The 18,997-nt window shown below is 70.3% G+C and carries 16 protein-coding genes; 9 read left to right on the forward strand and 7 right to left on the reverse strand.

What is annotated here, in order from left to right; genetic code table 11:
* Positions 1-185 precede the first annotated feature (185 nt).
* The gene (locus tag M8C13_RS33000; RefSeq protein WP_252484686.1) at positions 186-635 is read right to left on the reverse strand and encodes a MarR family winged helix-turn-helix transcriptional regulator; all 450 of its coding nucleotides are present in this window, start codon (positions 633-635) and stop codon (positions 186-188) included.
* Between the two features lie 77 nt (positions 636-712).
* Here M8C13_RS33000 and M8C13_RS33005 point away from each other — a divergent pair, with 77 nt between their 5' ends.
* Positions 713-1,123: a nuclear transport factor 2 family protein gene (locus tag M8C13_RS33005; RefSeq protein ID WP_252484687.1), complete on the forward strand. Its 411-nt coding sequence runs from the start codon at positions 713-715 to the stop codon at positions 1,121-1,123.
* On the opposite strand, the gene M8C13_RS33010 is transcribed toward M8C13_RS33005, so the two are convergent.
* Genes M8C13_RS33010 through M8C13_RS33025 form a run of 4 tightly spaced genes read right to left on the reverse strand, consistent with a single transcriptional unit; the run spans position 1,115 to position 5,103 of the window.
* Complete coding sequence (locus M8C13_RS33010) at positions 1,115-2,653, reverse strand: AbgT family transporter (protein WP_252484688.1); 1,539 nt, start codon at positions 2,651-2,653, stop codon at positions 1,115-1,117. The two genes, M8C13_RS33005 and M8C13_RS33010, sit on opposite strands and share 9 nt — an antisense overlap.
* Before the next feature lie 17 nt (positions 2,654-2,670).
* The gene (locus tag M8C13_RS33015; RefSeq protein ID WP_252484689.1) at positions 2,671-3,624 is read right to left on the reverse strand and encodes a PHB depolymerase family esterase; all 954 of its coding nucleotides are present in this window, start codon (positions 3,622-3,624) and stop codon (positions 2,671-2,673) included.
* Positions 3,625-3,667: 43 nt separating this feature from the next.
* Entirely contained in the window at positions 3,668-4,432 is a 765-nt protein-coding gene (locus M8C13_RS33020) for a creatininase family protein (RefSeq protein WP_252484690.1), read from the reverse strand.
* Positions 4,429-5,103: a FadR/GntR family transcriptional regulator gene (locus M8C13_RS33025; protein WP_252484691.1), complete on the reverse strand. Its 675-nt coding sequence runs from the start codon at positions 5,101-5,103 to the stop codon at positions 4,429-4,431. The genes M8C13_RS33020 and M8C13_RS33025 overlap by 4 nt, the downstream gene beginning before the upstream one ends.
* A gap of 86 nt (positions 5,104-5,189) precedes the next feature.
* Here M8C13_RS33025 and M8C13_RS33030 point away from each other — a divergent pair, with 86 nt between their 5' ends.
* Positions 5,190-7,961: an NACHT domain-containing protein gene (locus tag M8C13_RS33030; protein ID WP_252484692.1), complete on the forward strand. Its 2,772-nt coding sequence runs from the start codon at positions 5,190-5,192 to the stop codon at positions 7,959-7,961.
* On the opposite strand, the gene M8C13_RS33035 is transcribed toward M8C13_RS33030, so the two are convergent.
* The gene (locus M8C13_RS33035; protein ID WP_252484693.1) at positions 7,958-10,459 is read right to left on the reverse strand and encodes an FtsX-like permease family protein; all 2,502 of its coding nucleotides are present in this window, start codon (positions 10,457-10,459) and stop codon (positions 7,958-7,960) included. The two genes, M8C13_RS33030 and M8C13_RS33035, sit on opposite strands and share 4 nt — an antisense overlap.
* A 3-nt stretch (positions 10,460-10,462) precedes the next feature.
* A complete protein-coding gene (locus M8C13_RS33040; protein WP_252484694.1) occupies positions 10,463-11,188 on the reverse strand; it encodes an ABC transporter ATP-binding protein in 726 nt (241 codons plus the stop codon).
* Between the two features lie 89 nt (positions 11,189-11,277).
* Between M8C13_RS33040 and M8C13_RS33045 the strand changes: the two genes are divergently transcribed.
* The 7 genes from M8C13_RS33045 (at position 11,278) to M8C13_RS33075 (ending at position 18,593) form a co-directional block, all read left to right on the forward strand.
* Positions 11,278-12,495: a sensor histidine kinase gene (locus M8C13_RS33045; RefSeq protein ID WP_252484695.1), complete on the forward strand. Its 1,218-nt coding sequence runs from the start codon at positions 11,278-11,280 to the stop codon at positions 12,493-12,495.
* Positions 12,496-12,508: 13 nt separating this feature from the next.
* Positions 12,509-13,156 (forward strand): response regulator transcription factor, encoded by a 648-nt coding sequence (locus M8C13_RS33050; protein WP_252484696.1) that lies wholly within the window; start codon positions 12,509-12,511, stop codon positions 13,154-13,156.
* Positions 13,157-14,219: 1,063 nt separating this feature from the next.
* Positions 14,220-14,840 (forward strand): hypothetical protein, encoded by a 621-nt coding sequence (locus M8C13_RS33055; RefSeq protein WP_252484697.1) that lies wholly within the window; start codon positions 14,220-14,222, stop codon positions 14,838-14,840.
* Entirely contained in the window at positions 14,840-15,370 is a 531-nt protein-coding gene (locus M8C13_RS33060; RefSeq protein WP_252484698.1) for a hypothetical protein, read from the forward strand. Before M8C13_RS33055 ends, M8C13_RS33060 begins: the two co-directional genes overlap by 1 nt.
* On the forward strand, positions 15,363-16,145 hold the full coding sequence (locus tag M8C13_RS33065) for a hypothetical protein (RefSeq protein WP_252484699.1): 783 nt from the start codon (positions 15,363-15,365) through the stop codon (positions 16,143-16,145). Before M8C13_RS33060 ends, M8C13_RS33065 begins: the two co-directional genes overlap by 8 nt.
* Before the next feature lie 319 nt (positions 16,146-16,464).
* A complete protein-coding gene (locus M8C13_RS33070) occupies positions 16,465-17,634 on the forward strand; it encodes a lactate 2-monooxygenase (RefSeq protein WP_252484700.1) in 1,170 nt (389 codons plus the stop codon).
* Positions 17,631-18,593 (forward strand): 2-hydroxyacid dehydrogenase, encoded by a 963-nt coding sequence (locus M8C13_RS33075; RefSeq protein ID WP_252484701.1) that lies wholly within the window; start codon positions 17,631-17,633, stop codon positions 18,591-18,593. Before M8C13_RS33070 ends, M8C13_RS33075 begins: the two co-directional genes overlap by 4 nt.
* Positions 18,594-18,997: the final 404 nt, after the last annotated feature.

The raw sequence follows: 18,997 nt of genomic DNA on the forward strand, positions 1-18,997 counted from the left end.
TGTTGCCGTAGGGCGAAGTGAGGATGCCGGCTGGCCGCTGCCGTGGGGCTAGGTGAGTGCGTCGCGTGGTCGCACGCGCTGGGCGGTGCGGGTCTGCCGGGCGGTCGCGGGCGGCGATGGCCGGGGCGTGGCGGGGGCGGCGGGGCTGTGGCGTGCCGCGGGCGGCGGGCTGCGGTGGCGCTGGGTCAGTCCGGTGTGGACTGTTCGTGGTGGGCGAGCAGGCGGCCCAGCAGCTCCACCAGTTGGTCGCGTTCGGCCGCCGACAGTGGCGCGGTGAGGCGGTCCTGGGCGGAGTCCAGGGCGTGGTCGAGTCTGCGCAGCCGTTCCTTGCCCGCCGGGGTGATGCGGATGATGTTGCGGCGGCCGTCGGCGGGGTCCGGGGTGCGTTCGGCGTGGCCCTCGGCGGCCAGTTCGTTCAGCGCGTTGACCACGTCGCTGCGGTCCATGTTGCCGCGCCTGCCCAGCTCCGCCTGACTCGCCGGGCCGAACTCGTGCAGGGTGGCCAGCAGCCGGTAGTGGTAGCCGCGGGCGCATTCCGCGCCGAAGACCTCGGTGACCAGTCGCCTGGCGTGGGTGGCGGTCTGGGTCAGCAGGTAGGTCGGGCGGGTGCTCAGCCGGCGCGGGGCCTCGGACATGGCCACCAGCCTAACAGGATTGTTGGCGGCACCAACGGTCTGTGTTAGCGTTGGTGTCACCAACGAAATGAGGGCTCATGACCGACTTGCAGGAACTGGTGGACCGCAACGAGATCACCGCGTTGCTGGCGCGGCTGGGGCGCTGGCTGGATGGCCAGGGCGGGGATCCGGGGGAGATCTACGACGCGGAGGTGGTGGTGCGCAGTCCGCGCGGGGAGTTCCGCGGGCTCGCCGCGGTGGCCGAGGTGGCCGCGCCCCGGCCCGGTGAGGAGCTGGCCCAGCACTTCCACACCGATGTGCTGGTGGATCAGGACGGCGACCGGGCCACGGTGCACGCCAACCAGCTGGTGCGCTTCTTCCATCCGGACCAGCCGCCGCACCGCACCTCCGGCCTGCGCCTGACCTACCAGGTGCGGCGCGGGCCGCAGGGGTGGCGGGTGGTTGAGGCCACCATCGAGCTGGTTTGGCTGGACACCAAGTCAGCGTGACGGAACGCCTGGGCCCCAAGGGATTCCGAGGGCCCACCAGGCCAGGAACAACACCGTCCAGCTGAGCGTCATGGCCACCGCCAGCGGCAGCGTGTAGGAGGCCAGGGTGCCGATGCCCGCGTTCTTCCGGTAGCGCTGCATGAAACCCAGCGCCATGATGAAGTACGGGCTCATCGGCGTGATCGCGGTGGAGCCGGAGTCGGCGATGCGGAACAGCGCCTGGGTGGTCTCCGGCGAGATGTGCACCAGCATCAACATCGGCACCAGCACTGGGGCCGCGATGGACCACATCGCCGAACCGCTGGTCACCATCACGTTGACCAGGGTGAGCAGCACCAGCACCAGCAGGAAGATCACCGGGATCGGCATGCCGCTGTCGCGGAAGACCTCGGCCGCCTCCACCGCCAGCACATCGCCGAGGTGGGTCCACTCGAAGTAGGCCAGGAACTGGGCGATGGCGAAGAACAGCACCAGCACCGGGGCCATCTGCTTGAGACCCTCGACCATCAGCTTCGGCACGTCACCGGCCTTGCGGATGGTCCCGGCGGTGACACCGTAGACGATGCCGACCACGCCGAAGAGCAGCGCGACCACCGCGGCGATGCCCTCCAGCAGCGGGGAGTCGATGATGCTGCCGCCCTTGCCCCGCAACGGGGACCAGCTCGGCAGGGTGAGGGCGGCCAGTAGGCCCAGTGACACCGCCAGGGTGGCCAGCGACAGCCGCAGGGCCAGGCGTTCCCGTTGCGCGACAACGAGATCACCGATGTCGGTCAGGTCGGCGTCCGGATCGGGGTCCAGGTCCGGGCGCTTGGCCAGCACCAGCTTGGTGACCAGGGTGATCACCAGCGCGAGCAGCACCGAGGAGGCGATGTTGAAGAACCAGTTGCTCAGCGGGGAGACCGTGATCTCCGGGCTGATCAGCCGGGCCGCCGCGGTGGTGATCCCGGCGAAGATGGCGTCGTTGGGGGTGGGCACCGGGCTGGCGTCATAACCGGAGGCGATGGCGGTGTAGGCCACCACGATGCCCAGGATCGGCGACTTGCCGACCGCGCGGAAAGCCAGGCCGCCCAACGGGACCAGGATGATGTAGGCGGCCGCGGAGGCCACGTGCGCCACGGTGCCGGCGAAGGCCACCGCGAACACCACCCAGGAGGCGGGCACCCTGGACACGCTGACCTTCATCAGCGTGCCGAGGAAGCCGCTGCGCTCGGCCACCGCGACACCCATGATCACCACCACGATGGTGGCCATCGGCGGGAACTTGGCGAAGTTCTCCACCATGGTGGACAGCGCCATGGTCAGGCCGTCGCCGCTGAACAGGTTCCGCACGGTGACGGTCTTGCCGTTGCTCGGCGAGATCACCGAGACGTCGAACCCGGCCAGCACCGCGCTGATCGCGCCCAGCAGCAGGGACAGCAGCCAGAACAGCCAGAACGGGTGCGGCAGCGCGTTGCCCGCGCGCTCGATCACGGCCAGCAGCCGGAGCACGCCCGGCAGCTTGGGTTTCTCTGTGGCGGGGGAGGTGGTCATGTCGGGATCCCCGGGCTTCAGCGGGGCAGCCGGTAGTCGCGGACGAAGCGCCACAGCACCTCGTGCGCCTCGATGGTCTGGGTGGTGACGCCGCCGCCGCTGTAGCTGTCCGCGCCCGGCCAGGTGTGCCCGCCGCCGCTGACCGCCACGTGCTCGACCTCGACCCCGCCCTGGCAGTCCGTGCGACCGGTGATCGTGATGTCCGCGCCGATCTGCCGCTGCGGCAACGACTTCCGGCACTTGTCCCGATCGGCCCACTGGCGCACCCAGCTCTGGATCGCGGGCAGGCCGCGGTCCTCGTCGCCGGTGTAGGGGATGGTGGCATCGGCGGTGCCGTGGAACTCGATCACCGGCACCGGCCGGGACGGGCGGCAGCTGATCCCGTTGGGGTAGAAGGCGCCCGCGACCGGCGCGATGGCGGTGATCCGGTCGGCCATGGCGCAGGCCAGGATCCCGGTGAACCCGGCGCCGTTGGACTTGCCGGTGGCGTACACCCGCCGGTCGTCCACGCACAGCGTCCGCTCCAGCGAGTCCAGCAGGTCGCGGGTGAAGGCCACGTCGTCCACACCGGGCGCGGAGTAGGGCGCGCCCTGCCAGGCCTGCCGGTCGCCCTCGCCGGTGCCGATGACCCCGTTGGGGTAGACCACCACCGCGGGCAGGGTGGACAGCTTGGCGAACTTCTCGGTGGCCGCGCCGGTGCTGCCCCTGCCGTGGAAGGCCAGCACCAACGGCCAGTCCTTTGTGGACTTGTAGTCGGCAGGCAGGTGCAGCTGGTAGGTGCGGTCCAGACCGCCGCTGCGGATCTGCTGGAGGGCGCTGGTGCCCGGTGGCTGTGGCGGTGTCTTGCCGCAGCCGTCGGCAAGGGCGGTCCGGGGCTCGGACCAGGCCGCCGTCGCGGCCGCGCTGGGGAGGATCGCGGCGACGGCGGAGATCAGCAGGACCGCGGTGCGCAGTCGGGAGGGACGAGACATGGGAGTCCCTTTCGTCGGCTCTGACGAGGGATAGCTGCGAGTATCAGGTGGCGAGCCAGTCGTCGAGGTAACCGACGATCCGGTTCACCACAGTGTCCACAATGGACTCACCGTGCCGCGCGGTGGCGCGTCGCGGATCGCCCAGCACCCCGTTGGGGCTGAGCCGGTCATAGCGCAGTGCGAGTTTCGGATGACCGTCCTTTCGGGACAGTCGGGCCAGCGGGGTCAGCTCGTCGAGGGTGACGGTGCCGGGGATCAGCAGGTCGGTGCGCACCAGTTCCGGGGCCAGGTAGAGCATTTGCGCGGTCTCGGCCTCGCCGCTGTGCCCGTGCACCTCGCTGACGTTCATCTCGGCCACCACCGCACCGGCCAGCGCGGTGAGCGGGGTCCAGGCGAACTGGAGGTCGGGGTGGGTGGCCAGGAAGTCCTGGGCGACCGTGCCCAGCGCGGCGTTGTTGCCGCCGTGCCCGGTGATCACCAGGATCCGCCGCCAGCCGTGCCGGTACAGGCTCTCGCAGTACTCCCGCACCAGGGTGGCGAAAGTGGTGGTGGACAACGAGATGGTGCCGGTGAAGGCCAGGTGGTGCGGGGAGACCCCGACCGGCAGCGAGGGCCCGATCAGCGCCCGTCCGGCCAGCTTGGCCGCGACCAGCTCGGCCACGTGCTCGGCCCTGATCAGGTCGGTGGCCAGCGGTAGACCGGGTCCGTGCTGCTCGAAGGCGCCGGCCGGCAGCAGCACCACCGGGCTGGCCAGCACCGCGGCCTGGGCTTCTTCGGTGGTCAGCTCACCAAGGCGGTGCCTGCTCACGCGCGCTCCGCGGCCACCGCGGCCCTGATCGAGCGCAGGTGCTCGCGCACGAGTCGTTCGGCGAGGTCGGCCTCTCCGTCCCGGACCGCGGCGACGATCTCGCGGTGCTCGGCGTGGTCCCGGTCGCGGTCGTGGTAGCGGTGCCGGATCTCGATCTGCTCCCTGGAACGCATGTGCAGCAGCGCGTCCACCATCTCCCGCAGCAGCCCGTTGCCGGTGACCGCGGCCAGTGCCACGTGGAAGTGCAGCGCGGGCCGGACATCGCCGTCCGGTGGCTGCAACGCGTTGTCCGCGGCCACCTCCAGCGCGGCCAGTGCCTCGGGCACCCTGGCGCGGGCGGCCTCGGCGGCGATCGCGGGTTCGAGCACCAGGCGGGCGTCCACCAGTTCCAGGATGGAGTCCCGGTCCACCGGCGGGCGGTGCGGGTTGGCCAGCAGCCTGCGGTCCAGGCCGGGGCCGACGTAGGTGCCCGAGCCGTGCCGCAGCTCGACCACGCCGGTGGCCTCCAGGCGGCGCAGCGCCTCGCGCACGGTGGGGGTGGTGACGTCGAGCCTGCGCGCCAGGTCCCTGGAGGAGGCCAGTGCCTCGCCGGGGACCAGTCGCTCGCTGCGAATGATCTCGACGATGTCCTCGGCCAGCCGCTCGGACAGCGCCTGCTCGCGTCGACTCATAAAGTGACTAAATCACTTGATGAGTGTGCTGGTCAAGCGCGATGTCAGGATGTGCACCCGACGAGCTATCTGGGACGGGAGAGTGCGTGGCGCGCGCGGAACGACCGCTGGACGAGGGCGAAGGGCCACTGCTGAGCCTGGCCGCTGACCTGCGACAACTGCGCCGCGAGGCGGGCAGTCCGGCCTACCGCGAGCTGGCCAGGCGCGCGCACTTCGCCGCGGGCACGCTCTCCGAGGCCGCCGGGGGCCGCAAGCTGCCCAGCCTTGAGGTGACCCTGGCCTACGTGCGGGCCTGCGACGGCGACCCCGAGCAGTGGCGTGAGCGCTGGTTCCAGGTGGCCGCCGAGCTGCACGGCGACCCGGCGAACCCGCCGCCCGCCGAGGCGCCCTACGTGGGGCTGGCCGCCTTCGGCACCGCGGACGCCGACCGGTTCTTCGGGCGCGAGGAGCTGCTGGCCGAACTGACCGAGCGGGTCGCCGGGCACCGGTGCGTGGTGCTCACCGGGCCCTCCGGCTCCGGCAAGTCCTCGCTGCTGCGCGCCGGTCTGCTGCACCAGGCCAAGGGCTCGCCCGCGCTCCTGCTCACCCCCGGCCCGCGACCGGTGCAGGAGCTCGCGGTCCGGCTGGCCGCCTTCACCGGGGCGTGCGCGGTCGAGCTGGCCCGCTCGCTGGCCGAGCCGGCGGCGCTGCACCTGACCGTGCGGCAGGCCCTGGCCGACCGGGAGGGCGACCTGCTGCTGGTGGTGGACCAGTTCGAGGAGGTCTTCACCCTCTGCGCCGACCCGGCCGAGCGGGACCGGTTCCTGGAGCTGCTGCTGACCGCGGCGCGCGCGGTGAACAGCCGGGTGCGGATCGTGCTGGGCGTGCGGGCCGACTTCTACGCGCACTGCGCGGCGCTGCCCGGACTGGTGGAGGTGCTGCGCACCGCGCAGGTGCTGCTCGGGCCGATGAGCACCGAGCAGCTGCGCGCGGTGATCACCCAGCCCGCGCTGCGGGTGGGCTGCCGGGTGGAACCGGACCTGGTCACCCAGATCCTGCTGGAAGCCAGTGGCGAAGCTGCTGTGCTGCCGCTGGTCTCGCACGCGCTGCGGGAAACCTGGGCGCGACGCAAAGGCACCATGCTCACCCTGGCCGGATACCAGGCCACCGGCGGGATCAGCCAGGCCATCGCGCGCACCGCCGAGACGGTCTACGCCGAGCTGACCGCCGGGCAGCAGGACTGGGCGCGGCGGCTGTTCGTCCGGCTGGTCGCGCTGGGCGAGGGCACCGAGGACACCGGCCGCCGCCTGGACCGGACCGAGCTGGAACCCGCCGAGCCGGTGGTGCTGGAGCGGCTGGCCGCGGCCCGGCTGATCAGCCTGGAGCAGGACGGCGTGCGGATCGGCCACGAGGCGCTGATCCGCAACTGGCAGCGGCTGCGGGAGTGGCTGGCAGAGGACCGGGAAGCTTTGCGCAGGCACCGCCAGCTCACCGAGGCCACCGCGCTCTGGGAGTCCCTGGACCACGACCCCGGCGCGCTCTACCGCGGCGCCCGGCTGGCCATGGCCGCCGACCTGCCGCCGGAGTCGCTGACCGGCCGGGAGCGCGAGTTCCTGCGGCTGAGCCGGGCCGCGGCCCGTCGCCGGCGGCGGTTCGGGCGGGCGCTGGTGGCCGCGTTGACGGTGCTGCTGCTGGTCAGCGCCAGTGCCACGGTGTACGCGGTGCGGGCGGAGAACGCGATGGCCCGGCAGCGGGACGCGGCACTGGCGCACAAGGTCGCCGGGGAGGCCGTCGCCCTGCACGCGAGGAACCCGGAGCAGGCGGCCAAGCTGGCCATCGCCGCACACCGGCTCTCGCCCTCGGCGGAGACCGCGGACAGCCTGCGCAGCGCGCTGGCCGTGCCGCTGCCCGGGCACACCGACGCGGTGACCGGCACCGTGTTCAGCGCCGACGGCCGCAGGCTGGCCACCTCGGCCTACGACCGGACCGTGCGGCTGTGGGACCTGACGGACCCGTTGCGGCCCAAGAAGATGGGCACGCTCACCGGGCACACCGGCCCGGTCCTCGCGCTGGCACTGAGCCCCGACGGCCGCACGCTGGCCTCCGCAGGGGCCGACCGGACGATCCGGCTGTGGGACCCGGCCGACCCGCAACGCCCGCCGACCGTCCTGAGTGGACACACCGGTTCGGTGGTGTCGCTGGCGTTCAGCCCGGACGGCCGCACCCTGGCCTCGGGCAGCTACGACCACACCGTCCGGGTCTGGGAGCTGGCCACCGGCACGGCGAGCACGCTGACCGCGCACACCCTCAACGTCAAGCGGGTGGTGTTCAGCCCGGACGGCCGGACGCTGGCCTCCGCCGGTGACGACCGGACCGTCCGGCTGTGGCGGCTGGACGATCCCCGGCAGCCGGTGGAGCGGGCGGTGCTGACCGGGCACACCGACTTCGTGGTGTCGCTGGCCTTCAGCCCGGACGGCCGCACCCTCGCCTCCGGCGGCGACGACCGCACCATCCGGCTGTGGGACCCGGCCGATCCGGCCCGCGCGCCCGTGGAGTTGCCGGGGCACACCAACGTGGTCTCCGCGCTGGCCTTCAGCCCCGACGGGCGAACCCTGGCCTCCGGCGGCTACGACCAGACCGTGCGGTTGTGGGCAGGCGGCCGGTCGCTGGCCACCCTGTCCGGGCACACCAGCGCGGTGTTCGCGCTGGCCTTCGCCCCGGACGGCCACACCCTGGCCACCGGCAGCCACGACCGCACCGCGCAGCTGTGGGAGACCGACCTGGCGCTGGCCGAGACCCGCGCCTGCGCCCAGCCCGCGCTCTCCACCGCGGACTGGGCACAGCACTTCCCGGAGGTCGGCTACCGGGTGCCCTGCTAGGCCCGCCGGGTGAGCCCGCGGGCGGGCAGCCGGATCGAGCACAGTCCAATCAGGACGGTCACGGCCAGGATGCCGACGTACACCAGCGGTGGCCCGGCCGGGATCGGGGAGCCGGTGAGGTTGAGGCTGAGCAGGGTCAGCGGCAGCACCGGGACCGCGGAGCCGATCAGCACCGCGATCGAGACCACCAGCGCGGACTCGGCGCGGAACATCCGCCGCACCTGGCGGCGGGTGCCGCCGAGCAGCCGGAGCAGGCCGACCTCGCCCGCCCGGTCCAGGGTGGAGGTGACCAGGCTGTTGACCACCGAGAGCGCCACGTAGAGCAGGATCACGCCGAGCAGCACCCGGTTCAGCCACAGGTTGGCCGCCTGCTGCGCGTCGGTGGCCACGGTCAGCTGCGCGCGGTCCTGGACCTGGAGACCGGGGTAGGTGGCGGCCAGCTCGGACAGTCCGTTGTGGACGGACGGGTCCTTGGCGGCGACCAGGATCGAGTCGGCCAGCCGGTCGGTGGTGTGCGGCAGCAGCACGTCCTGGGGCAGCAGCACATCGCCGTAGCCCAGGTTGTCCGCGAAGATTGCCACCACCTTCGGCGTGACCCTGGTGCGGTCGCCCAGGTACAGCTCGACCGGGTCGCCGACCGCCTTGCCCAGCCAGGAGGACTCGGACTCGCTCAGCGCCACGCTGTCCCCGCGCAGCTCGGTCAGCGCGCCGCGGACCGCCTTGAGGCCCAGGGTGCCGGACAGCTGCGCCGGGTCCACGCCGTAGGCCTTGGACCGGGACAGCGGTTCCTCACTGGCGTCCTTGTCCACCGCGATCACCTCGGTGCCCACCAGTGGGGTGGCGGCGGTGACCCCCGGCACCCGCCGTGCTGCGGCGGCCACCTCGGCGGGCACGCCCTGTGGCGCGGTGAGCACGTAGTCGGCGGTGGTGGCCGCGCGGGCCTGGTGCTGGGTGGCCTCGGCCAGGGTGGTGCCGCTGTAGAAGTGGGTGACCGCGAAGCCGATGGTCAGCACCAGCGGGGTCACCGCGGCGGCCAGGCGGCGGGAGTTCGCGGTGCTGTTGTGCGCGGCCAGGTACCGGTCGGCCCTGGGGGAGCACAGGAACAGCCCCGCGGCGATCCGGGTCGCGGCCGAGGTGAGCACCGGGCCGAGCAGGCCGAGCCCGATGATGGCCAGCAGCGCCGACATGCTGGCCGGGACCTGCGCCACTGGACCGGGGATGAACAGGGTTGAGCAGGCCCCGGCCAGTGCCACGCCCAGCAGCGCCCACCCGGTGACCAGGCGACCGCGGCCCAGCGCCGCCGGTTCCACCGCGGCCTCGCCGAGCGCGGCCGTCGGCTTGAGCTTGAGCATCCGCCGGGCCGCGGTCAGGCTGGCCAGCTGGGCCGCGCCCACGCACAGCAGCACGGTGGCCAGCAACGGGACCGGGCCGATGGACAGGGTGAAGTCCTCGGCCACCACGCCGATCGAGGCGAACATGCCCAGCAGCCACTGCGCGGCGAACACCCCAGGGGCCAGGCCGAGCAGCGCGGCGAACCCGGACACCAGCAGGGTTTCCGCGGCGATGAGCCCGCGCACCTGTTTCGGGGTGGCCGCGATGGCGCGCAGCAGGGCCAGTTCCCGGCGGCGCTGGTTGAGCACCAGGGCCAGCGTGCTCGCGGTCACGAAGACCACGATCATCAGCACAAAACCGGCGAAGGAGCCGGAGACCATCATCAGCACGAACCTGGACCGCGCGCCGTCCAGGTTCTCCGCCTCGCCCCGGTCGAGTCCACTGTGGACGATCACCCCGGGCGGCAGCTGCTTGGCCAGATCGGGTGCGGGACCGAAGACGCCGATCGCGGAGACCTGGTCCGGCCTGCCGGAGAGGGCGCGCGCGGTGTCGTCGTGGAAGAACACCGCGGACTGGCGCACCAGCCGGTCCCGGCCCGCCGGTGCGGCGATACCGCTGACCCGGTAGGCGCGCGGGGCCGAGTCCACCATGATCCGCACCTGGTCACCGGCCGAGATCCCGGCCCGCTGGGCCAGCTCGGCGTCGAGCACCACCTCACCCGAGCGGGGCGCGGTGCCGGAGGCCAGCGCGAACGGGGTCAGCGGCGCGCTGCCCCAGCCGTGGCCCAGGGTGCGGCCCTGGTCCGCGCCGGGCAGCACCCGGTTGTCCTTGCCCACCACGGTGGCCGGGAAGCTCACCTCGCCGATCGCGCGTTCCACTCCGGGTATCCGGCGCACCTGCTCCACCAGCGCCGCGGGCAGCGGCACCTGCTCGGTCAGGTCCTCGCTCAGGTCCGTTTTCTCCGGCCGTGCCACGGTGATCGCGCGGTCGCCGCCGAGCACCACCGGCGCGGCCGCGTAGCGCTGCGCGGGAACCCCGCCGAAGAGCCCGGACTGCAACAGCACCCCACAGGCGGTGAGCAGGACCGCGCCGCCGAACAGCGCCAGGAAAGCCGCGGTGAACCCGCCCTTGCGGGCCCGGATCGTCTGCCAGGCAAAGGAGAACACCGCTCACCACTCCCCGAGGTGGGTCATCCGCTTGGCCACCTGGTCCGCGTCCGGCCCGGGCAGCTCGTCCACGAACCGGCCGTCGGCCAGGAACAGCACGCTGTGTGCGTGCGCGGCGGCCACCGGGTCGTGGGTGACCATCACCACGGTCTGGCCCAGCTCGTCCACCAGCTGCCGCAGCAGCCGCAGCACCTCCGCGCCGGTGCGCGAGTCCAGCGCGCCGGTGGGCTCGTCGGCGAAGACCACCTCCGGCCTGGCCACCAGCGCGCGGGCCACCGCCACCCGCTGCTGCTGCCCGCCGGAGAGCTGCCCCGGCCGCCGGTGCAGCAGCCCGTCCAGGCCGACCCGGCGCACGATCTCGTTGAGCCAGACCACATCCGCGCTCCGCCCGGCGAAGCGCAGCGGCAGGGTGATGTTGTCGGTGACGCTGAGCGAGGGCACCAGGTTGTAGCCCTGGAAGATGAACCCGATGCGCTCGCGGCGCAGCTCGGTCAGCTTCGTCTCCGTCAGCCCGGTCAGCTCGGTCTCGCCGAGCCGCACCGAGCCGGAGGTGGGCGTGTCGAGCCCGGCCGCGCACTGCAGGAAGGTGCTCTTGCCCGAACCGGACGGCCCCATCACGGCGGTGAACCGGCCCCGCGGGATGGCCCTGCTCACCCCGCGCAGCGCCGTGGTCGCGTGGTCACCGCTGCCGTAGACCTTGGTGACCGAGTCCAGTCGTACTGCTGTCATGGCCACGACGGTAGGTTTCAGGGGATGTGCCGCGACATCCCGCGCGGTGCCGGATCAGGGGTGGAGCCAGCTCTACCACGGGAGGTCGGATGCGACCGGAGCTGCTGCGGGTGTGGCGGGCGATCCTCAGCCTCGCCCTCGGGTTCGCCACCGCGCTGGCCGGCCTGTTCGTCCTGTTCGGACTGTTGATCTGCGTCATGCTGGTGTTCACCCTGCCGCTGCTGCCGCTGGCGGTGCGGGTGCAGCGCTGGCTGGTCGCGGTGGACCGCCGCCGGGTGGCCGCGCGCACCGGCCGGCCGGTGGAGGAGCGCTACGCCGAGGTCTCCGGCCCGCTGCCGCAACAGGTCGTCACCGTGCTTACCGACCCGGCCACCCGCAGGGACCTGCGCTGGTTGCTGGTGCACGCCCCGGCCGGGGTGGTGCTGGGCCTGCTCGGGTTCGCGGTGCCGGTCTCGGTGCCGCAGAACCTGGTGGTGCCGATGATCTGGTGGCTGGTGCCCGGCGGCCTGGACAGCTCCTACGGCATCCACGTCGACTCCTGGCCGAGCGCCGGGCTGTCCGTGCTCACCGCGCTGGCCGCCGCGCTGGTGTCCTGGTGGCTGCCGCCGAGGCTGGCCGACTGGGAGGCGGGCTGGGCGAGCAGGCTGCTCTCACCCGGCCGGGCCAGCCTGGCGCAGCGGGTCGCCGAGCTGACCGCGACCAGGGCCGCCGCGCTGGAGGCGCACGGCGCCGAGCTGCGCCGGATCGAACGCGACCTGCACGACGGCACGCAGAACCGGCTGGTCGCGGTGGTCATGCACCTGGGCATCGTGGAACGCGCGCTGCGCCGCGACCCGCCGACCGCGCTGGCCTCGGTGCTCACCGCGCAGAACGCGGCCACCGACGCGCTCACCGAGCTGCGCGAGGTGGTGCGCAGCATCTACCCGCCGGTGCTGGCCGACCGCGGCCTGGACGGCGCGGTGGACGCGGTGGTCGCCCGCTGCCCGATCCCGGCCACCCTCACCGTCACCGGCCTGCGGCGGCTGCCCGCGGCGGTGGAGGCGGCGGCCTACTTCGTCATCGCCGAGGCGCTGACCAACGTGGCCAAGCACAGCGGGGCCGAGCACGCGGAGGTTTCCCTTGCCGTGCAAGGAGACCACCTGGTGATCGAGGTCCGCGACGACGGCCACGGCGGGGCCGAGGAGGCCAACGGCACCGGGCTGACCGGCATCCGCCGCCGGGTCGCCGCCTTCGACGGCCAGACCACCCTGTCCAGTCCCGAGGGCGGCCCCACCGTGCTCGGCGTGCGCCTGCCGACCGGAACCTGAGAGGATCACCCCCGTGCGGATCATGATCGCCGAGGACGACGCCCTGCTCCGCGAGGGCCTGACCCTGTTGCTGCGCAGCGAGGGCCTGGACGTGGTCACCGCGGTCGAGCACCCCGAACAGCTGCTGGCCGCGATCGACGCGGACACCCCGGACGTGGCCGTGGTCGACGTCCGGCTGCCGCCGACCTTCACCGACGAGGGCCTGCGCGCCGCGGTCGAGGCCCGCCGCAGGCACCCGGAGCTGGCCGTGCTGGTGCTCTCCGCCTATGTGGAGGACAGCTACGCGGGCGAGCTGCTGGCCAGCCCCGGCGGCGGGGTCGGCTACCTGCTCAAGGAACGCGTCGGCAAGGTCGCCGACTTCCTGGACGCGCTGAACCGGGTCGCCGCCGGTGGCACCGCGCTGGACCCGGAGGTGGTCTCCCAGCTGCTGGTCCGCCGCCGCGCCGACGACCCGATCCGCTCGCTGACCGCCCGCGAGCGCGAGGTGCTGGCGCTGATGGCCGAGGGCCACTCCAACACCACCATCGGCGAGATGCTGGTGATCAGCGCGGGCGCGGTGCACAAGCACATCGGCAACATCTTCACCAAGCTCGACCTGCCCAGCACCGACGGCGCGGGCCACCGCAGGGTGCAGGCCGTGCTGGCCTACCTGCGCGCCTGACCCGGATCCGTGCCGCCCAGCCGAGAAGCCGATGTCGGTCGTCGAACTGACCACTTTCATCACCAAGGCGGACCAGACCTCCGCGGCACGGACGAGTCCAGGGCCAAGGGCGCAGGCGCGCAGGAAGTGCGTCTGCTCCTTGGGCTGGCTGGTGCCTCGATCGACCGCAGCATCCAGCCACTGCCGCAGGTGCCCCTCCACCTCGGTGCTTTCCTGACTCCAAACCAGGGCGAGGCCCAGGCACACGTGCGTTCGCAGCAAGGCACTCCACTCCGGCAGGCGATCAGCCATGGCGTGCGTCCGTCGCCACGCGGTCGCGTGTCGCCAAGGTGCTCCGCGCATGATGCGCGGGGGGCTGTAGGGCCGAGCCAGCTGCCACACGGGCGTGAGCCAGCGTTGCGCTGCAGCCGACCGTTGAACCGCCACCAGGTTGTGGGACTCAGCCTGGAGCCAGGCCACCGGGAACCCAGGATCGCAGCTGCTGCGCGACCGCCTCGGTGGTGTGCTCGGCCTCGGTCAGGTTTGGTGCGCATCACGGTGTAGCGCCGGATCAAGTCGTGCATTAGCCACCGGCTACGGCTGTCCTCCCTGAGCAGCGAGGCCTGCGCCAGCCAGCCCTGGCCACTGGCACGCCGATCAGACCGGCCGCGGCGGCCAGTCGACTGCCATGCTTCAGCCTAGGTTGCCGTGCTCGGTACCCGCAGATCACCGAAGGTGTAGACGTTTCCCAGAGTCATCAATGGTGCGTAGCAGATGTCCTTTGGCTCGCCTTACTGACGCACCGACGAGCAACGCCATCCAGCCTCGGCGTTTGCTCCGTAAGGTTCCGAAGAGGTGACTGGTCTAGTCAAGTGCATGGTGCATGAACAAGGTGCCATTAATGATCATTTGGTACGTCGTTCCGCGCTAGTGATCTCGGTGCTTCTGAGCTGCGAGAGCAGCATGAAGTCAGCTAAGGCTGTCCTACCTTCATGTCCCTAAATGGCAACATGCCGTGCCGCCTTGTTGTAGGTCTGTCGGTGGTAGACGTAGCCTGATGCCCTCGGCGTAGTGGAGTGGTGCAATGGAAGTAAGTGAGACGCTAAAGAAGGCGTGGGCAGTTGTGCAGGAAGCCGACTTGCCCGAATCGATTCACGAGGTGGCGTTCCGAGAAGCGGTTCGCCTGCTTGCCTCTGCCGGAAATGGCCTGGCAGGTGAACCAAGGGTCGGGAATCATTACGGCGGGAGAACTGCTGGCCAGAATGATGCTTCGATCCGTGAAGGATCCAACGGCGATGGTGTCCCCCCTTTGACCGAAAATGAGATGTACGACCGTGTTGCGCAGCAGACCGATGTCGACCGTAACAAGTTGGAGCGCATCATCCACCTGGATGATGGCGACCCTAAGATTAGCATCGCTGGGATCAAGCTCGGTAAGAAAAACGCCGAGAGGGCGCGGGCGGTTGCGCAGATCCTGACTATTACTCGTGGCTTTGGTCTGGGCGAGAGCGAAACTTCTCTGGAGGTTATCCGTGCTGAGTGTGACCGTCTAAAAGTCTACGACGCGAACAACTTCTCCTCGCATATGAAAGCCCTTAATGGCTACGTCATCAATGGAAGTGGTCAGAATCGACGTCTGCGCGCCAAGGGGCCTGGTGTCGCAGCATTCGCCGATCTTGTAAATAAAGTGTTAGGAACTGAGTAATGGGCGATCTGGAGATCGATGCGATGTCGATAGTGGCAACTGCAATTGCCGATCTTGATGAGGCTGCTCAGGGTCGAGTCCTGCGCTGGGCGGCTGAGCGGTACTCCGTGCCCCTACCTATAGCTGGCCAGAGTGGGAATGGGCCCAGTGGCAGGATTGCTTACGAGGCCGTCTCTGGCGCTGATTTGAAGATTGCAAAGGAAACGACGACCTTCCAGTACTTTGCTGAGTTGTTCGCGCGGGCCCAGCCGAAGTCAGAAGCGGACAAGGCGCTGGTAGCTGCATACTGGATACAGGTGCATCAGAAGTACGACCAGTGGCCATCCCGGCTCCTCAATGTGGAGCTGAAGCATCTCGGCTATTCGCTGTCGAATGTGACGATGGCGCTTTCAAGCAATATGAACAAGAAGCCTCAGCGTGTTATGCAGCTCAAGAAATCTGGAAGTAGTAAGCAAGCGAACAAGATCTACAAAGTTACCAACGAGGGGATCGTCTACGTCCAAGGCATGTGGAGTGGCGGGAGTGTTTAAGGTGGGACTCTCGCCTGAAGACGCCTTTTCGGTCCTGCCTGTATCTCTGCGTAATGACTTGTTGTCAGCGTTCAATGAGATCGTGAAGAACTATCGGGAGCATCGTTGGGAGCCCTCGGAGTTAAATGGTGGCAAGTTGTGTGAGGCCGTGTACACGGTCTGCAAGGGCTGGTTGTCGGGGGGCATGTATCCAGTGCGAGCCGAGGGTCCAAAACGATTCCCCGATGCCTGTTTGGATTTGGCGATCACCTACCAGTGTGTGCCAAACAGCCGGTCTGCGCGCATCCTGATTCCCCGCATGATGATCGGGTTGTATGATATCAGGAACAATCGTGGAGTGGGACACGCAGGCGCTGATGTGGATCCGAATCAAATGGATGCGACAGCGGTCCTTTATGTTGCCAAATGGCTAATGGCGGAGCTGGTGAGGATGTTGCACACGCTTACTACCGAGGAGGCTACCGCAATCGTGGACGGCCTCATTGGGCGTGAAGTCTCGTGGGTGTGGGCACTCGGCGACAAAAAGCGGGTCTTGCGCTCTGGCATGACCTGGAAGCAGCAGACTCTTGTATTGCTACTTACGGATTCGGGCGATGTTCCTGAGGTGGACCTGATTCGATGGTTAGAGCATCCTAATCCGGCGTCATTTCGAAGGGATGTGCTGAAACAGTTGCACGTGTTGCGGCAGATAGATTTTGATACTGCCAAGCGAACAGTTCGGTTGCTTCCGCCCGGCGTGACCGCTGCCGAAGAACTGATTAATGATCGATCTTAAATGTGACGCAAGTAGCCGCCGCTAATCGCGTGATGGTCGATGGGTGGATGTCCAGTTCGCCGATCCGTTGCGGATCGACACAGTACACCGCTTTGAGGTCACCGCGTCTGCACAGGGACTTGCTAAGGAATCGCGAGCGGAATCCGATCGAAAACTCGTACCGGACCTGGTCGCCATCCGGGCTGCCGTAGTCGGACGCGGCGAGCGGCAGACCGAGTGCTTGCGACCTTGGGCGATTCGAACAAGCATGGACGGATCGAGCAGATGCTGATGACCTCGAAAACCAGGTTGACGGCGTTAGTGGATGGAGAGCCACGAAATGGCTGGTCAGTACGGTGCCTACCAGAACGAGATCTACCTGCAGGGCCTCGCCGACCAGCGGCCGCCGATGAGCACCGACCCCACCACCCTGGAGGCGATGGCCAAGGGCCTGATGGACCCGGGCCCGTTCGGCTACGTCGCGGGCGGCGCGGGTTCCGGGGCCACCGTGCGGGCCAACCGGGCCGCCTTCGACCACTGGCGGCTGGTGCCCCGCATGCTGCGTGAGGCGACCCAGCGCGACCTCAGCACCACCGTGCTCGGCCAGCGGCTCCCCGCGCCCGTGCTGCTCGCGCCGATCGGCGTGCAGGCGATCGTGCACCCCGACGCCGAGTCCGCCACCGCCCGCGCGGCCGCGGAGCTCGGGCTGCCGATGATCCTGTCCACCGCCTCCTCCAGCACCATCGAGGAGGTGGCCGAGGCCGGTGGCGAGGGGCCGCGCTGGTACCAGCTGTACTGGCCCAACGACGACGAGGTGTGCGCCAGCATCCTGCGCCGGGCCAAGGCCGCCGGGTACACCGCGCTGGTGGTCACCCTGGACACCTGGACCCTGGCCTGGCGGCCCACCGACCTCGACCAGGCCTACCTGCCGTTCCTGCGCGGCATCGGCACCGCGATCCCGTTCTCCGACCCCGCCTTCCGCGCCGGACTGGAGAAAACCCCCGAAGAGGATCCGCAGCTGGCGATCCTGCGCTGGGTCGGGCTGTTCACCGGGCAGGACAAGAGCTGGGACCGGCTCTCCTTCCTGCGCGAGCACTGGGACGGGCCGATCGTGCTCAAGGGCATCCAGCACGTGGAGGACGCGCGGCGGGCCGCGGACGCCGGGATCGAGGGCATCGTGGTGTCCAACCACGGCGGCCGCCAGGTCGACGGCGCGATCGCCTCCCTGGACGCGCTGCCCGGCATCGCCGAGGCCGTCGGCGACCGCTTGGACGTGCTGTTCGACTCCGGCGTGCGCACCGGCGCGGACGTGCTCAAGGCGCTCGCCCTGGGTGCGAAGGCGGTGCTGCTCGGGCGGCCCTGGGTGTACGGGCTCGCGCACAGCGGCGAGGCCGGGGTGCGGCACGTGCTGCGCTCGATCCTGGCCGACACCGAGCTGACCCTCGGCCTGACCGGGCACCGCACCCCCGGCGAGCTGGACCGGGACGCGCTCGCCGAGGTGCCCCGGTGAAGGTCCTCGCGGTGCTGTCCCCGCACGTCGGCGGGACCAAGCTCAGCGGCATGATCGCCGCGGCCCTCGGTGACGGCTTCGAGCTGACCGCGGTGGAGGAGACCGGGGCCGACCCGGTGGCGCTGCGCGAGGCCGAGGTCATCCTCAGCGCGCTCGCCCCGGTCACCGCCGACCACCTGGCCAAGGCCGGACGGGCCAGGCTGATCCAGTGCGCCAGCCACGGTTTTGACCACATCGACCTGGCCGCCGCCCGCGCCGCCGGGATCACCGTGTGCAACATCGGCTCCACCGGCGCCGAGGCCCAGGACGTGGCCGAGCAGACCCTGTGCCTGATGCTCGCGCTGGCCAAGCAGCTCATCCCCGGCCACAACGCGCTCACCCAGGGGGAGTGGGCCTTGCCGCGCTTGCAGTTCAGCATCACCGAGCTGTTCGGCAAGACCCTCGGCATCGTCGGCTTCGGCGCCATCGGCCGCGAACTGGCCAAGCGCGCCAAGGCTTTTGACCTGCGCCTGGTCTGCGCCACCCGGCGCGGCCTGCCCGCCGAGCTGGCCGAGCGCCATGAGATCACCGAACTGCCGCTGGACACGCTGCTCGCCGAGTCCGACTACGTGTCCCTGCACCTGCCGCTCACCGAGGCCACCCGGCACCTGATCAACGCCGACCGCCTGGCCCTGATGAAACCCACCGCCATCCTGATCAACACCGCCCGCGGGGCACTGGTCGACCAGGAGGCGCTGGCCGCTGCCCTGCACGCGGGGCGGCTCGGCGGCGCGGGCCTGGACGTCTTCGACCCGGAACCGCCACCGGCCACGCTGGCCCTGCTGCGCGCGCCCAACGTGGCGCTGTCCCCGCACGCGGGCGGAGTCACCAGGGAGTCCATGCTGCGCATCGCCGCCGCGGCCCTGGACAACGTGCGCCGCTACGCGACCGGGCAGGCGCCCGCCGACGTGGTCAGCTGACTGCCCGCTACAGCGGACAAAGAACCACCGGTATTTTCCGCTGGGCAAAAGGATTTTTGATGGCAAACTGTGCCGTAACCAAGCCGGTTGGGCCACTGAGGCAACCAACTCGGTCATCATCTCCGGCGCCCCTTGACGCATTTCCGCGCCCACTCTCCGACTGAACCATGCCCGCTTTCCGCCCGTTTCCGGACAACGATTGCCCAACCGGACTCCCGGCGGCAACTGGACAAAGCCCCCGAAGCACGCATCGGCCATCCAGACCAACCGGGCACAACCGGGTCCTGAACCGTCCGGCCTGGCGACACGCCTGCCCGCTTCCCGCCCGACTCGCCGGGGAAGCGCTCCCATCTGGGGTCGCCGATCCACACGTGTTGATGTCCGTACCCGGCCGTTCCGGGCAC

This window comes from Crossiella sp. SN42 (assembly GCF_023897065.1).
Taxonomy (GTDB): Bacteria; Actinomycetota; Actinomycetes; order Mycobacteriales; family Pseudonocardiaceae; genus Crossiella.

What these genes read in the sequence shown, in the direction of transcription:
- M8C13_RS33000 (WP_252484686.1), bottom strand. Translation starts at nt 635, where the DNA reads ATGTCCGAGGCCCCGCGCCGGCTGAGCACCCGCCCGACCTACCTGCTG.
- M8C13_RS33005 (WP_252484687.1), top strand. Translation starts at nt 713, where the DNA reads ATGACCGACTTGCAGGAACTGGTGGACCGCAACGAGATCACCGCGTTG.
- M8C13_RS33010 (WP_252484688.1), bottom strand. Translation starts at nt 2,653, where the DNA reads ATGACCACCTCCCCCGCCACAGAGAAACCCAAGCTGCCGGGCGTGCTC.
- M8C13_RS33015 (WP_252484689.1), bottom strand. Translation starts at nt 3,624, where the DNA reads ATGTCTCGTCCCTCCCGACTGCGCACCGCGGTCCTGCTGATCTCCGCC.
- M8C13_RS33025 (WP_252484691.1), bottom strand. Translation starts at nt 5,103, where the DNA reads ATGAGTCGACGCGAGCAGGCGCTGTCCGAGCGGCTGGCCGAGGACATC.
- M8C13_RS33040 (WP_252484694.1), bottom strand. Translation starts at nt 11,188, where the DNA reads ATGACAGCAGTACGACTGGACTCGGTCACCAAGGTCTACGGCAGCGGT.
- M8C13_RS33045 (WP_252484695.1), top strand. Translation starts at nt 11,278, where the DNA reads ATGCGACCGGAGCTGCTGCGGGTGTGGCGGGCGATCCTCAGCCTCGCC.
- M8C13_RS33055 (WP_252484697.1), top strand. Translation starts at nt 14,220, where the DNA reads ATGGAAGTAAGTGAGACGCTAAAGAAGGCGTGGGCAGTTGTGCAGGAA.
- M8C13_RS33060 (WP_252484698.1), top strand. Translation starts at nt 14,840, where the DNA reads ATGGGCGATCTGGAGATCGATGCGATGTCGATAGTGGCAACTGCAATT.
- M8C13_RS33070 (WP_252484700.1), top strand. Translation starts at nt 16,465, where the DNA reads ATGGCTGGTCAGTACGGTGCCTACCAGAACGAGATCTACCTGCAGGGC.